Origin of the sequence: Pseudarthrobacter humi, assembly GCF_024294965.1 — a bacterium.
GTDB classification, from domain to species: Bacteria; Actinomycetota; Actinomycetes; order Actinomycetales; family Micrococcaceae; genus Arthrobacter; species Arthrobacter humi.
Genome location: NZ_JANCLV010000001.1, coordinates 178,763 through 193,428 on the forward strand (window position 1 = coordinate 178,763; position 14,666 = coordinate 193,428).

Annotated in this window: 12 protein-coding genes and 2 tRNA genes; 6 read left to right on the forward strand and 8 right to left on the reverse strand. The window is 61.9% G+C overall.

The features are described 5' to 3' along the window. Positions 1–91: 91 nt before the first annotated feature. Positions 92–703, forward strand: coding sequence for a TetR/AcrR family transcriptional regulator (locus tag NFC73_RS00895; protein ID WP_254746900.1), 612 nt, complete (start codon positions 92–94; stop codon positions 701–703). Between the two features lie 102 nt (positions 704–805). On the opposite strand, the gene NFC73_RS00900 is transcribed toward NFC73_RS00895, so the two are convergent. The 4 genes from NFC73_RS00900 to NFC73_RS00915 are packed head-to-tail and all read right to left on the reverse strand — an operon-like array spanning position 806 to position 5,401. Beyond that, positions 806–2,014: an acyl-CoA dehydrogenase family protein gene (locus NFC73_RS00900; RefSeq protein ID WP_254746902.1), complete on the reverse strand. Its 1,209-nt coding sequence runs from the start codon at positions 2,012–2,014 to the stop codon at positions 806–808. Between the two features lie 9 nt (positions 2,015–2,023). Beyond that, positions 2,024–3,574: an APC family permease gene (locus NFC73_RS00905; RefSeq protein WP_254746904.1), complete on the reverse strand. Its 1,551-nt coding sequence runs from the start codon at positions 3,572–3,574 to the stop codon at positions 2,024–2,026. Positions 3,575–3,605: 31 nt separating this feature from the next. Then, positions 3,606–4,817 (reverse strand): glutathionylspermidine synthase family protein, encoded by a 1,212-nt coding sequence (locus NFC73_RS00910; RefSeq protein WP_254746906.1) that lies wholly within the window; start codon positions 4,815–4,817, stop codon positions 3,606–3,608. Between the two features lie 2 nt (positions 4,818–4,819). After that, the gene (locus NFC73_RS00915) at positions 4,820–5,401 is read right to left on the reverse strand and encodes a Tat pathway signal protein (RefSeq protein WP_254746908.1); all 582 of its coding nucleotides are present in this window, start codon (positions 5,399–5,401) and stop codon (positions 4,820–4,822) included. Between the two features lie 171 nt (positions 5,402–5,572). Here NFC73_RS00915 and NFC73_RS00920 point away from each other — a divergent pair, with 171 nt between their 5' ends. The 4 genes from NFC73_RS00920 to NFC73_RS00935 all read left to right on the forward strand — a co-directional run bounded on the left by NFC73_RS00920 (position 5,573) and on the right by NFC73_RS00935 (position 9,292). Then, on the forward strand, positions 5,573–6,226 hold the full coding sequence (locus NFC73_RS00920) for an MOSC domain-containing protein (RefSeq protein ID WP_254746911.1): 654 nt from the start codon (positions 5,573–5,575) through the stop codon (positions 6,224–6,226). Between the two features lie 409 nt (positions 6,227–6,635). Beyond that, entirely contained in the window at positions 6,636–8,849 is a 2,214-nt protein-coding gene (locus tag NFC73_RS00925; protein ID WP_254746914.1) for a DEAD/DEAH box helicase, read from the forward strand. 235 nt (positions 8,850–9,084) lie between these two features. Further along, positions 9,085–9,156: transfer RNA gene (locus NFC73_RS00930), tRNA-Thr, on the forward strand. A 62-nt stretch (positions 9,157–9,218) separates the two neighbouring features. After that, positions 9,219–9,292, forward strand: a tRNA-Met gene (locus NFC73_RS00935). 1,266 nt (positions 9,293–10,558) lie between these two features. Here NFC73_RS00935 and NFC73_RS00940 read toward each other — a convergent pair. From NFC73_RS00940 to NFC73_RS00955, 4 genes are all read right to left on the reverse strand, one after another. Then, entirely contained in the window at positions 10,559–10,876 is a 318-nt protein-coding gene (locus NFC73_RS00940; protein WP_254746916.1) for a hypothetical protein, read from the reverse strand. Further along, positions 10,869–12,290 carry a hypothetical protein gene (locus NFC73_RS00945; protein ID WP_254746918.1) on the reverse strand — a complete coding sequence of 474 codons (1,422 nt, stop codon included), beginning with the start codon at positions 12,288–12,290 and terminating at the stop codon, positions 10,869–10,871. Before NFC73_RS00945 ends, NFC73_RS00940 begins: the two co-directional genes overlap by 8 nt. Then, positions 12,277–13,008 (reverse strand): ATP-binding cassette domain-containing protein, encoded by a 732-nt coding sequence (locus NFC73_RS00950; protein WP_254746920.1) that lies wholly within the window; start codon positions 13,006–13,008, stop codon positions 12,277–12,279. The genes NFC73_RS00945 and NFC73_RS00950 overlap by 14 nt, the downstream gene beginning before the upstream one ends. Before the next feature lie 75 nt (positions 13,009–13,083). Further along, positions 13,084–13,329, reverse strand: a complete 246-nt coding sequence (locus NFC73_RS00955; protein WP_141141262.1) for a hypothetical protein — start codon at positions 13,327–13,329, stop codon at positions 13,084–13,086. 539 nt (positions 13,330–13,868) lie between these two features. On the opposite strand from NFC73_RS00955, the gene yidC reads away from it, so the two are divergent. Then, on the forward strand, positions 13,869–14,651 hold the full coding sequence (gene yidC, locus NFC73_RS00960; RefSeq protein ID WP_372494530.1) for a membrane protein insertase YidC: 783 nt from the start codon (positions 13,869–13,871) through the stop codon (positions 14,649–14,651). Positions 14,652–14,666 lie beyond the last annotated feature (15 nt).

The window sequence follows — 14,666 nt, forward strand, 5'->3', positions numbered from 1 at the left end:
CGGGACCGATACGAAAAAGGCTAACACAAAATTCGAGTAGTCACTCGAGTTTTGAATTTGTCCCGCATATCCGCCTGTACACTGGCTTGCCATGACCACAAACGAGGCGGGCCGGCCCTCCCGGCGGGGACCGTACGCGAAGTCAACGGAGCGCAGGAACGCGATCCTTGCTGCCGCGCACGCCGTTTTTGCGGCCCACGGGTACCGCGGGGGCTCCCTGCAGGGTGTCGCCGACCGCGTCGGCATGAGCCAGACGAGCCTCCTGCATTACTTCCCGTCGAAAAGCGATCTGCTGCTGGCTGTGCTCAACTGGCGCGACTCGCATGCCGGCGATGGCACCATACCTCCCGATCCGGAGGAAGCGCTGGTTGACGCCGTGATCCGCCAGGCACGCTTCAACGAGGAGATCCCGGGCGTCATTGAGTTGTACACCGTGCTGTGCGCGGAATCCGTCACGGACGGCCATCCGGGGCGCGAATTCTTCACGGAACGATTTGAACGGCTGCGGCGGAGCTACGCCCGTCGATTCAGGCAGCTTGCCGAGGAAGGGCGGCTGCGCCCCGGCGTGGAGCCGGAAGCCGCGGCGGCATCATTGATTGCGCTGTGGGACGGCATCCAGACGCAGTGGCTGCTGTCGCCCGAGAGCGTCGACATGGCAGGGTGCCTGCGGGGCTACCTCGAACTGGTCATCCTCCCCGAATAACAGCCCTAGGATCCCAACTAGGTAGCAGCAGATGTCGTTATGAGCCCTCAAAACGACATCTGCTGCTACCTAGTTGTGAGGGAGGGGCGGGGGCGGGCGGGCTTACCGGAACGCGCCGAGGCCGGTGATGTGCTGACCAAGGACGAGCAGGTGGACCTCGTCGGTGCCCTCGTACGTGCGGACTGACTCCAGGTTGGCAGCGTGCCGGAGCGGCGAGTAGTCCAGCGTGATGCCGTTGCCACCGAGGATGGAACGGGCCTCGCGGGCGATCTTGATGGCCTCGCGCACGTTGTTCAGCTTGCCCAGCGAGATCTGCTCGGGCCGCAGCTTCCTTTCGTCTTTGAGGCGCCCCAGGTAAAAGGCCAGCATGGTGCCCTTCTGGATCTCCAGCAGCATGTTCACCAGCTTCTCCTGCGTCAGTTGGTACCCGGCCAGCGGCTTGCCGAACTGCAGCCGGTCCTGGGAATACGCCAGGGCGGCCTCGTACGAATCACGCGCGGCACCCATGGCACCCCAGATGATCCCGTACCGCGCCTCGTTCAGGCACGTCAACGGCCCCCGCAGGCCCAGCGCAGCCGGGAGTATGGCCTCCGGTCCCAGCCGGACGCCGTCGAACACCACACCGCACTGGATGGAAGCGCGCATGGACAGTTTCTGGGTGATGGGCGTGGCGGTCACGCCCGGCGTACCGGCCGGCACCAGGAAGCCCCGGACGCCGTCGTCGGTTTGGGCCCACACCACCATCACCCCGGCCACGGAGGCCAGCCCGATCCAGCGCTTGGCACCGTCGAGGACCCAGCCGGCGCGGTCCCCGGTGCCGTCCAGGCGGGCGAAAGTGGTTATGGAGGACGGGTCGGAGCCTGCCGTGGGCTCAGTCAGGGCGAAGCAGCCGATGACCTCGCCGGCGGCCATCCGGGGGAGCCACTCTTGTTTCTGATCCTCCGAACCCCACTTATGGATGGCCGTCATGGCCAGGGACCCCTGCACCGACACGAAAGTCCGGATCCCGGAATCGCCGGCCTCGAGTTCCATTGCGGCCAGGCCGTATTCGACGGCGGAGCGGCCGGGGCAGCCATAGCCTTCCAGGTGCATCCCCAGGACGCCCAGCTCGCCGAGTTCGGGAGCGAGCTCCAGCGGAAAGACGGCGTCGTCATACCAGCGGGCGATGTTCGGCTTGATCCGCTGATCGGTGAAGTCGCGGATCCGCTGCCGGAGCGCACGCTCGTCAGCGCTCAGCAGCGCATCAAGGGCCAGGATGTCCGATGGGTCCGGTGAGGCAAGTACTTCGGCGGTGACGTCAGCGTCGCTCATCTGAGTATCTTAGGCCGACGTCGGTGTGGCGGCCTCCGCCGTCGGCTTCCCGGTGAAGTATTCCCGCGTTGACGGCAGGAACCGGCAGGCAACGGCCAGGACGACACCCAGGGCCAGGAGCACCACGCCGCTGACAAACGCCCCGCCGACGCCGAAGATCTGGGTGTCGCCGTAGGCCGGATCCCACATCTGGACAGCGGAAATGAAGAACGCCGCCGTGAGGATCAGCGCCCCGAGCACCGGAAGGATGCCCCGGAACCAGAGGTTGCGGGCAGACTCCCGGAAAGTGCCCCGGAAATACCAGAAGCACGCGAAGCCCGTCAGCGCGTAGTAGAAGGCGATGAACAGGCTGATGGCGCTGATGGAATCGGAGAGCAGGTTTTCGCTGAGGAAACTCATGGCCACGTAGTACACCACGGCCGCTGCGCCCATGACCTGGGTGGAGAACCCAGGGGTCTGGTTGCGCGTATGGACTTCGCCGAATTTCGGCGGCAGCGCACCGTGCACGCCCATGGAGAGCGCGCCGCGGGCCGTGGGCAGGATGGTGGTCTGCGTGGACGACAGGACCGAGGCCAGCACGGCCACCACAATCAGCCAGCCCCACGGGCCCAGGACCACGTCCTTCATCGCCAGGAAGACGTCGCTTTGGTTGGCTTCGTTGCCCAGGCCAATGCCCTCGGTGCCCACGGAGGCGTACATCATCACCAGCAAGGCCACCGAGACGTAGATGGCCACCAGGACAAAGGCCGAAATGACGGCGCCGCGCCCCGGCGTGGTGGACGGGTTTTCGGTCTCCTCATTCACGGCCAGGCAGGTATCCCAGCCCCAATAGATGAACAGGGCAAGCAGCGAACCGTGCACCACGGCGAAGGGGTCGGCGAAGGCGCCGGCCGGGTTGAACCACTCAAAATCGAACGCCTGGCCTGTTGTGGCTCCGCCAGGCACCCCACCTACGATCCGCACAATGATGGCCAGCGCGAAGATGCCCAGCGACACATACTGAACGTACGTCAGCACCCGCTGGACGTGCTCGCCCAGCCGGATGCCCCGGTAGTTCACCAGGGTCATGAACACGATGAACAGCACGCCGGTGGCGGTGACCACCACCTTGTTTTCCGCCAGTGACCCGTCGCCGATCAGCAGCCACAGGTACTGGCCGGCCACCTGCGCGAGATTGGCCAGGACCACGACGCCGGCCAGGGCAACACCCCAGCCGCCCAGCCAGCCGGCCCAGGGGCCGAACGCCCGGCGGGACCACGTGAACGTGGTGCCGCAGTCCGGCATGGCGCTGTTCAGCTCCCGGAAGGCGTAGGCGATGAACAGGACAGGGATGAAGCCGAGGAGCAGGATCAGGGGAGTGTAGTTCCCGTTGACGGCCACGATCAGCCCCAGCGTGGCGGCCAGCGAATACACGGGCGCCGTGGATGCGAGGCCCAGCATGACCGAGTCGCCGAGGTCCAGGATCCCCGCACGGAGCCCCTTGTCGGGGACGGCACCACCGGCACCGCCGCCTGAATCGCCGCCTGAATCGCCACCCGCCGTCGTCGTCTCCGCACTCATACGGTCACCGGGCTCTGGAGTGTCAGGGTGCTCATAGTGCGATACCTGCCTTGCTGGAGTGGGCCTGCGCTGACAGCGGGGCCGGGGCGTCAATGGTGTTGGGCACAAAACGGCAGAAGTAATCGGTGATGGGGCCGTCCGATTCGCGGATCCCGCAGCCCACGGACTCGCCGTCCACCACCCAGAGGCCGAGGACGGGGTGGTTGCCGTCGAAGTCGGGCAACGCATGGAACTGCTGGTAGCACCAGCCCTCTCGGCCGTACCCGCCCGGCTGCTCCAGGCTGATGCCGGGCGCATGGATCCTGATGTTGTCGCCTTCACGCCCGTGCAGCGGCTTGGCCACCCATTCCGTCAGGGGCCCGGGCTCGTTGAGGTAGGCCGGCAGCAGGTTGGGGTGGTCCGGGTACAGGTGCCACAGCGCGGCGAGGAGGGCCTTGTTGGAGAGCAGCATTTTCCACGCAGGCTCCACCCAGCGGGGATTCTGTGCGCGCTGCAGCAGCCGGTGCCCGAACGGCTCCTTCATCATCAGCTCCCAGGGATACAGCTTGAATATGGTGCTGATCATGAAGTTGTCCAGGTCCACAAAGCGGTTCAGGCGGGGATCCCAACCGATATCGGACATATTGATGCCGATGGTGGTCCAGCCCGCCTGGCTGGCCACGTCCCGCATGTACGCGGCCGTCATCCAGTCCTCGCCGGACTCCTCAGCCTCGGAATGGGCTATGTGGAGTGTGCTCATGCCGGTGCGGTACTGCATTTTCTTCCACTGCCGGATCAGGGCCTCGTGGATGCCGTTCCACTGGTCCTTCTCCGGGAACACGTCCTGCAGCCAGAACCATTGCGCGACGGCGGCCTCGATCAGGCCGGTGGGCGTGTCGGCGTTGTACTCCAGCATCTTGGCCGGTCCCCCCTGGCCGTCATAGATAAAGTCGAAGCGCCCATAGACATCCATGTCCGCGGCCTGCAACGACTCAGCCGCGAGCTCCAGTGCCTGCGGGCCGATGCCGATGTTCCCCATCGCGCCCGTCGCCAGGAACCTGGCTGCCTCCAGGCACATCTTGTGCATGTCCTCGGCCGTGACCTCCAGGGTCTCCACCTCGTCCATGGTGAATTCGTAGTAGGCGGCTTCGTTCCAGTATTCAATCTTCCGGCCGTTGGGCATGGTGGTGGTGGAGAAGACCAGGCCCTGCTCTTCGATCTTCTGCTTCCAGTCAGGCCTGGGCTCCGATAACAACCGCTTCACGCCTAGCCCCCCGTGCTTCCGCCCTTGGAGCTGCTGCCAAAGCCACCCCTGCTGACCGTTCCGCCCTTGGTGCTGTACCCGGTGGAGGCCTTGGCGCCGCTGGGGATGGTGCTGGTGTAGCTCGGGTAGGCAGAGCGGTTCTGGCCCACCGCGGGCACGCTGGCGCCGCGGGAGTAGAAGTACCACGCGTAGAGTGCGCCGCTGCGTCCGGCGGAGCTGTTGCACTGCGCATCTTCCACGCGCTCGCCGGTTTCGTCGTTGAAGCAGACCTGGGCGTAGTCCGCCTCGTCCTGGTTGCTGGCCACGACGGCGGTGATGGTGCCGGCGAGGAGGGCCGTGACTCCCAACCCCACCACAACGGTCCGCCGCTGGGAACGCTTCTTGCGCGCGGCCGCCTCATGGGTCTGGCGCTCCTGGTCCCGGGCGAAGGGATCCACCGTGGGAATGGGTTCCTTCAGGAGTTCGGGGCGCAGCTCCGGCTTGGGAACCTGCCACGGCGGCGGCTTCGGCGCCCCCTGGTCCTTGTCCGGACCGTTGCCTTGGTCCTTGTCCGGACCGTTGCCTTGGTCCTTTTCCGGGTCCATGACGTCCCCCTTGGTAGTCCATGCTGAATGTGGGCGCAGACGTGCGCCGGAAGCTCAATCCTGAAATCAGCGTAGTCTCTGCCCGGTCCGGCTGCGAGCACGAAACGGGAGAGAACTGCCAATCTCCGGTTCCAACGGTTACTGTAACGCCGGGAACCCTACACTGGAGCCATGGAAACCGCATCAGTGCTAGCCGTCTGCCGTGTCCACCAGCTCCTTCCCGATGAAGGCAGCGTGGGAGTCACCGCCATCGACAAGCGGCCCGTGGAAGGACCCGTCAAAGTCCATAAACTCGGACTCCACGGTGACGTCCAGGCAAGCCGGATCCACCATGGCGGCGAAGACCAGGCCATCTATGCCTACTCCCAGGGTGATGCCGACTACTGGGCGAAGGAGCTTCAGCGCGAGCTCACGCCCGGGATCTTCGGCGAGAACCTTCGCGTGTCCGGCATCGAGACCACCGGGGCAGTGATCGGCGAACGCTGGAAGATCGGGCTCGACGTCGAAGTTGAAGTCACTTCGCCCCGCGTCCCGTGCGCCGCCTTCCAGCGTCGGATGGGGGAGCCGCAATGGGTCAAGCGCTTCACGGAAGCGGGTCGGATTGGTACCTACCTGCGCGTGATCCGCACAGGCACCGTCCAGGCCGGCGACCATATCCACCGGCTTTTCGTGCCGACCCACGGCATCACCATCGGAAAGTGGTTCAGCGAACCTGACCTTGAGTCCATGGAGGCGTTGCGGGATGCCGACGCCGACGGCGAGATCCGCCTGCAGTCCGAGTACCACGACGCCTTTGAAGCGCTGCTGCTGCGGCTGGGACGGTAGTGTCACGGCCTTAGCCGGATGGAACCGACGGCCATGTGCGCAAGCTCACCGCCGCCGTCGTACGTTCAATTAGCCGCAAAGCGGATCCATACCTTACACTTGAAACATCCCCCACTCCGGAAATCCCTTATTCCTGCCCAATTTTTGAGGCAGGACTGGCAAGTGTTGGGGCCCGCGATTGTGATGCGGGCATTTTCATAGGGAGAGCCGGCTAAAGAAAACGCTGTACAGACTGCTGGGATAGCAGCCAAGAGATGCAGCGGGAAGTCCTGCCACGGGATTGCGAAAGCGCCGGACTTCTAAGTGACCGGCCGGTCAACGTATGCCCGGCACCCACGGCACATTGTACTGCGGCTCCGCTCACCTCGGGTTGTGCCGCCTGGCCCCCTATGGATGAGGAAATTTCCCTATGCCTGAAAATCAGACCAACGACGACACAGCTATCGCCGCCGAAGCAGTAACTGCCGAAACCGTCGCTGTCGAGTTCACCGAGGCCGTTGCCCCCGCAGCAGCGCCCGCCGCCACCGAAGCTGAAGCGCCCGCCGCTCCCGCTGAAGAAGCCCCCGCCACGTTTGAAGAAGCTCCCGTAGCTAAGACCGAAGAAGCACCCGCCAAGGCTGAGGAAGCCGAAGAAGAGGGCGTGAAGTTCGCCGATCTCGGCATCGACGGCCGCGTCCTCGCCGCCCTGATGGACGTCGGCTACGAAAAGCCTTCCCCCATCCAGGCAGCAACCATCCCGCTGCTGCTCGAAGGCCGCGACGTTGTGGGCCTCGCCCAGACCGGCACCGGTAAGACTGCAGCATTCGCAGTACCGGCACTGTCCCGCCTGGCCGAGCTCCACGACCTCAACGGCCCGTCACGCAAGACCCAGGCCCTGGTCCTGGCTCCGACCCGCGAGCTCGCGCTCCAGGTTGCCGAGGCCTTCACCTCGTACGCCAAGCACATCGATGACTTCACCGTCCTCCCCGTCTACGGCGGCTCCGCTTACGGCCCCCAGCTCGCCGGCCTGCGCCGCGGTGCCCAGGTTGTCGTCGGTACTCCCGGCCGTGTGATCGACCACATCTCCAAGGGTTCCCTGGACCTGTCCGAGCTCCAGTACCTGGTGCTGGACGAGGCCGACGAAATGCTGCGCATGGGCTTCGCCGAAGACGTGGAGCAGATCTTCCAGCAGACCCCGTCGGACCGCCAGGTGGCACTGTTCTCGGCCACCATGCCGAGCCAGATCCGCCGCATGTCCAAGCAGTACCTGAACAACCCGGCCGAGATCTCGGTCAAGTCCAAGACCACCACCGGCGCCAACACCCGCCAGCGGTACCTGCAGGTCATGGGCCCGCACAAGCTTGACGCCCTGACCCGCATCCTCGAGGTTGAAGAGTTCGACGGCGTTATCGCCTTCGTGCGCACCAAGATGGCCACCGAGGACCTGGCTGACAAGCTGAAGTCCCGCGGCTTCCAGGCTGCCGCCATCAACGGCGACATCCCGCAGCAGCAGCGCGAACGCACGGTCGAGGCGCTGAAGGAAGGCCGCATCGATATCCTGGTGGCCACCGATGTCGCGGCCCGCGGCCTGGACGTTGAGCGCATCAGCCACGTGGTCAACTACGACATCCCGCACGACACCGAGTCCTACGTCCACCGCATCGGCCGCACCGGCCGTGCAGGCCGTTCCGGCGACGCCATCCTGTTCATGACGCCGCGGGAGAAGTACCTGCTGCGTTCCATCGAAAAGGCGACGCGCCAGCCGGTGGAGCAGATGCACCTGCCCACGGCCGAGACCGTGAACACGCTGCGCCTGGGCAAGTTCGCCGAGCGCATCACGGAGACCCTCGAGTCCGAGGACGTTGCCGCGTTCCGCGACCTCATCTCCTCCTACGAGGAAGAGCACAACGTGCCGGCTTCGGAGATCGCTGCCGCGCTGGCCGTGATGGCCCAGGGCGGTCAGCCTCTGCTGGTCAAGGAACTGGCCGCAGCTCCCGATTTCCAGAAGCGCGAGCGCTCCAAGGACGGCTTCGGCTCACGTGGCCCGACCCGGACGCTCACCGAGGGCAACGCCACCTACCGGATCGCCGTCGGACGCCGCCAGCGCGTTATGCCGGGTTCCATCGTGGGCGCCATTGCCAACGAAGGCGGCATTTCCTCGGCCCAGATCGGCGGCATCGACATCCGTGCGGACCACTCCCTCGTGGAGCTCCCGGCGGACCTCAGTGCCGACCAGCTGAAGGCGCTGTCCCGCACCCGGATCGGCGGCGAGCTGATCCACCTCGAGCTGGACAACGGCCGCAAGCCCTCCGGTGACGGCGAGCGTGGCGGTTACCAGGGCAACCGTGGCGGCGGCGAGCGTGGCGGTTACCAGGGCAACCGTGGCGGCGGCGATCGCGGCGGTTACTCCGGCGGTGGCGACCGTGGTGGTTACTCCGGCGGCGGCGCCGGCGGCGGCGACCGTGGCGGCAACTTCAAGGGCAACGGCGGGTTCAAGAAGGAATTCCGCAAGACCGACGGCGAGCGTAGCTCCGCTGACCGCGGCGGCCGCTCCTTCAGCGACCGCAACGAGCGCAGCGTGGGCACCGACGCGGCACGCAAGCCGCGCACCGAAGGCGGCTTCAAGCCCCGCAACAAGTGGTAACCACAGCTTCCTAAATTGAACTGGGAACGGGCCGGCTTCTTGCCGGCCCGTTCTGCTTTAAGGTTGCTGCTTAAGTTGGCTTGGTCACATCCCCTCAGGGATCCGTCTCCGGGCCGGTTCCAGGGCCGTCCGGAGGGCGCCGAAAGCCCGGATTTCCGGCACTTTTGGCGCCGCGGGCGTCGTTCTGGAGCCGATTTGTTGGTGGCCAAATCTTCCGGTAGAGTATTTACTCGTTGCCCCCCTAGCTCAGTGGTAGAGCGCGTTCTTGGTAAGAACGAGGTCACCGGATCGATTCCGGTGGGGGGCTCTGGATGAGGGCCTGTGTCAAGGCGGTTTTTGACCGGCTTGGCGCAGGTTTTTCTCATTCGTGGCGGTGTAGCTCAGTTGGTTAGAGCGCACGACTCATAATCGTGAGGTCGGGAGATCGAGCCTCCCCACCGCTACAGGCTAAGCCCCCGGAATCCCCGAGATTCCGGGGGTTTTTCTGTCTTGAATGACGACTCACGTAACAGAGGCGTCTCCCAGATTCTCTGAGGGGTGGCTGTAAATGGCCTGTTCCCGGGAGGGGGCTGGGCTGTCGTGGCCACGGGTAGCCCCTCGGTGGCCCTCTACGGCCCCATCGTCTTGGTGTGCCGCGGATCGTACCGTCCGTCGAATTATGGCCTTTAGATCGCCTAAAGCGCCCAGGTCGGCTGCCACCAGCTAGAACCCTCAGCCATCTGGACGGGGACTACAACCGCAACATGGTTGCAGTGGCCCACACCAACCGCGGTGAGCAGTCGACGGCCGACGCGGCATCCCACGACCTGCCGCTGGTCCGGCAGCCGCCAGCCGGGCCGTCGACACTTGCGGATGCCTTCAAGGTCGGCATCGACGGCAAACCCTCGACAACCGGGGCGTCCCTGAGTCCACAGAACGGGTCCGGACCCGAACGGAATGACCAGATGGTCTATGGAGGTCGACTGAATCAGCCCGCGGTCCAAGGGCGGCCGCGGTTCCCGGAGGGCCGGCGCTCGGTGGTGGGCGCAGCTGCCTATCCTTGCGGCGTTGATTCTGACGGACCGCCAACAGGGCTCGTGGATCTATGCGGCAATTGCCTCTACGTCTACCTGGTGCAGGTGCCGCTGAGACGAAGGATGGCTTGGCGTGGGCCGGGGAAGACCCCCGTTTGCCTCGCGCCGTTGCCCGGCATAGCAAGAACGGTCAGGCCGTTTGCAAGCTACAGCACGGCCCGCATCTTAGTAAGGGACAAGAGGACAGCCCTGCCATCGCCAAAAATAGGGAGCAGGAAGATGATGTGACCCATGTACCAGAATGCCAGATTAGAACCGAGCAGCCATAAGCCGGCGCCTATCACGAAGCAACCGACGGGGCCGATTAATCCGACGGCTATCACTTGGAGCGGGCTGAGACTACCACGGGGATGAACGGAGAAACGAGTCCACGACGCTGTTACATCTATTCCCTCAACAGACGGGTACCTAGACAACAAGACAATATGTCCCGCCTCATGCAGAAGATAGGAACCACCAAAGCCAAAGACCACATGGACGGCCAACTCTGCAGACAGCCCCACCAAGATGGAATCATTAGCTGATAAGCCAAGGATTATGCCTACAACAGGAAAGAACGCTGCGACCGCAGCCCACAAGCCCACATGTAGTCCAAGTATCCTGACTGCGCGCGCCGTCGGCATATAAGCCGAGTCGCTACGAACTCGACTGTGCAATAAGCGACGCACGGTACCGACGGAGTCTGGCAACGACAAGAATAACGGCAAAAATGAAAAGGCTGCATATAAGCCAAACCGTCGCAATGCTAGTCCACGAACTTATCCCCAGCGACATGCCGATGCTGCCGCTGGGTGACGTCGTGGAGCTGAAGAAAACGCCACCAAATAGACCTTCTTTACGAACCCCCGCTTCCGGAGTCGTCGCCATTAGTAGCAAGAGTGCACCAGCGGCAAGAATCATGGTGAGGATCGCCCCACCAAACAAAGCGTTAACGCCCAAAGATAATTTACGCATAGCGCGCCTTCCGTGTTGCAGTCCGAATACCCAAAAGAGAATAGTACAAGCCCGCGGCATGGAATACGCCAATAAGTACAGCGCTAACTGTCGCCGGCAGATCAATGACTCCAAAAACCACAACCAACGTGGCAACAATAAGGAGACAGACGAGGTAGCTCACTATCGCTGAAAAAGGGTTGTCGCGGTCCTGCGGAAACAATATTCCGAGGAGATTTAGCAAGATTACACCGCTGATGCATGAACCCAACGTAAGCAGAATCTGCATTAGAGTAGTGCCAGTCAAAATGGCGACTACCACAATCGGCAGCGATACTACGACCAAGCCAATCACCTGAGAACTTAGCAGCAGGAGCAGCGTTCGACCCGCCGATCCTGCGGTTCCAGGAAGGCGCCTGAGTGACCGAGTTGCAGAAAAATGATAGAGCGCTTGGGTAGTCAGGATACCAACTGAATATACAAGGTTATTAGGTGCTTGCACTAACAGTACTGCCGCAACGGCATACGTCCCCACTATTGCCAACCATGTATCCGCCCGCCGAATCCATGCCAGGACGTACCAGCCAAGTTCTGTGGACGTCCATGTATGACGGAAGTTGATTCCAAAGAACTTCCGTCCCGTCGTATATGAGTCTGGGATTGTTAGCCAAGCGATAATCCCGGTCGAAATAGCTATAACGAAAAAGGCAATGACAGCCGCAAAGTCTCCGTAGGTCCTACCCAAAGTAACGAAGCTGTCGGTGAAGTGATAGCCAGGGCGCTGCTCTAGAAAATCGACGGACATAACATTCGCGAGTGTCTGCGTTATTGCAGCGAACGTTCCCAACAACGTGGCGCATACGACCAAGCTAACAAGAGTCGCAATGCGAGACAGTCTTAGAGCGTTCAGGATCCTCATAACAAGGTTGTTTATGATCAGAAGCACAGTGAAAGCACATACCGCAGGAAATGCAATACCTTCTAGAATGAAGATTAACCCTGTAAATCCGGTCAGAATGACTACCGCGATACTAGCAGGAACGAATACGAGTCCGATGATTCCGAGAATTATAAGAGCTTCAAACGTTGTCAAGGCAGCCGACCGCTGCCGGTTCGTCAAAGGAAGCTGCCATGTGAAAGCCATCATGTCAGACGACCGACCGAAAAGGACTCGAACGAAGAGGAAGGCGAGGATGGTCCAATTGACCGTTGAAATGCTCGCTATGCGGACGAGAAACTCCAGAGTGCCTGCGTTGCCCATCACCGGCGACAGGAAGAGGAAAGCAAACAGGGTTAGAGCCGCCAGTGTGAGGATTGCAGCAGCCGCAATGCCCAGCCTGAAAAATGAATCCCGCAAGAGGCCATGTGAAAGGACACGCCGACGCATGTACGTCGACAGCAGGCGAACAAGTAGGAGGGTATTAGACGCTTTCATGCTCACTTCCGAACAGCATCTCATCAACCCATGACTTGAGCGTTGTCCCCTCTTCTTGCAGCTCCTCAATGGAAATCCGATCCAATATCAGCGCTTTCTTCATCACAACAACATCGTCGGCAAGCTCCTCAAGTATTGAAAAGTCGTGCGTGCACAGCAAAACAGCCCTGCCACGTTCTCTCATTTCAGCAAGGCGCCGCGCGCAATAGCGCTGTGCGTCCAGGTCGATCCCGTTGAAGGTCTCATCGATAACCGTTAGGGGTCGATCCAGGAGGAATGCGGCTAGGAATTGCACCTTCTTCCTCATTCCGTGTGAGTAGTCTTCGATTAGGTGCTCCTCCCGTCCGTCCATGCCTAACGCTTGGAATACAGCGCTGACCTCATCAGCACTGACCTCGGGCGTTCCATACATTTGCTCGACTGCCCGGTAGTACTCGCGTCCGGTGAGAAAGTCAGGAAGAAAGTCTTCGCTGGGCAAGTAAATAGCTGACTTCTTCGCATCCAACTGCTGGTGATCCTGCCCGGACAGCTGGATTCGTCCCCTCTTAAGTTGGTAGTTATCAAAAATTAAATTGATCAACGTTGATTTCCCCGAGCCATTGGGACCTACGAGTCCAACAATCTGGCCCTCGCCAACGACTAAGTCTGTTTCGAACAGGACGATCGGCCCGGATCCGTACGAAAATGAAACCTTGCTAACGTCGAGTAAAGTCTTCACAAATTTTGCCTTAATTCCCAAGTGAAGGGGAGCCTGCCAAGCAGACCTCCACAGGCTCCCCTAGTACCTAACTAGTTACACACACTCCATGAAGACCTCAAAGCCATTATTGAAGTAGAACCGGCCGCTGAAGCGCTTATTCTGGAAGATGACACACCACGCAGCCATGCCGAGCAGCACAGCGCCTCCGACCACAATCAAGATAGCAACTGCCACGAGATACCAGGCATCAAACCGAACAAGAGATTCGTCAAAGCGACGTTTGATGTCTGCTTCAATAACGGCTCCCCCAGGAATCATGAGCTGAAGTGCTGTTCCCATTTAGATTTTCCCCCTTATTTGAGCGAGCCGGCGGAAAGTTATTCCCTCCTTTAACCGGCACCCCCGCATGAGCGTAGCTAGTGTCGATGAGTTAGTCAAAACGATGGAGTAATGGTTTACTGAACGACATAGAGGGCTTTTCCTAGTTTCAAGCCCATCAGGAATCCCGCCGCGCGGACGGTTGCACAGCTCCCGGCATTCGCCGAACAAGCTGCAAATGGTGGACGGTACGTGGACGCAGCCCACGACGTGTACAGACTTCTGATCCTTTCGCCGGCACAACAGGCCTCAGGCGGTCGGAAATCTCCGGCCTCTATCCCGATGCTCTGACATTCGGTGGGAGGCCGCAGGTCGTCGTCCTGACAACGCTGGTACGCGTAGACGCGTGTCCACAGTTCAGGGACGCGACCATCTCCCGGAGGCCGCGAACAGTTCCGACCCCAAAAACCCAGCAGGACCTGGTGTTTGCGGTGGCGCGAGGCCGTGACAAGTGCTCCTTTTCGCCGTAGCTTTGCTGCACGTGGCGATGGGGGATTGTTGTGGACTTCTTCGGAACCATCATGGGTCCGTTCAATTGGCTTGTATCCGCCGTCATGGTCGGAATCCATGACGTCCTGAGCAGCATGGGCATGCCTGCGGCAAGCGGCTGGACGTGGACTGTGTCCATCATCGGCCTGGTGCTGATCATCCGTGCCGCCCTGATTCCGGTGTTCCTGCAGCAGGTCAAGGCCCAGCGCCGGATGCGGCTCCTGCAGCCGGACCTGAAGAGGCTGCAGGAAAAGTACAAGGGCAAGACCGATCAGCTGTCCCGGCAGGCCATGGCCCAGGAACAGATGGCCCTCTACAAGAAACACGGGACCAACCCGCTGTCCGCCTGCCTGCCGATGCTCATCCAGGTGCCGTTCTTCTTCGCGCTCTTCCAAGTACTCTCCGGCATCCCAGCCGCAGCCAGGGAAGCCCACGGCATCGGAGCGATGACCCACGAACAGGCTGTGCAGTTCGACGAATCAAGCATTTTCGGCGCTCCGCTGTCAGCGTCCGTACTGCACGGCAGCGGTGGCGACCCCGCGGCGGTCGCAGTGCTGACCATCCTGATGATCCTGGCCATGACGGCCGCACAGTTCATCACGCAACGACGCATCGTGGCCCGGACCGTGCCTGACGATGCCGCAGACAATCCCCTCGCGCGCCAGCAGAAGTTGATCATGTACATCTTGCCGTTCGTCTTCGGTGTGGGCGGCGTACTCTTCCCGATCGGCGTCCTGATCTACTGGACCACCACCAACCTCTGGACCATGGCGCAGCAGTTCACCATCAAATGAAGGGTGCGCCTACCC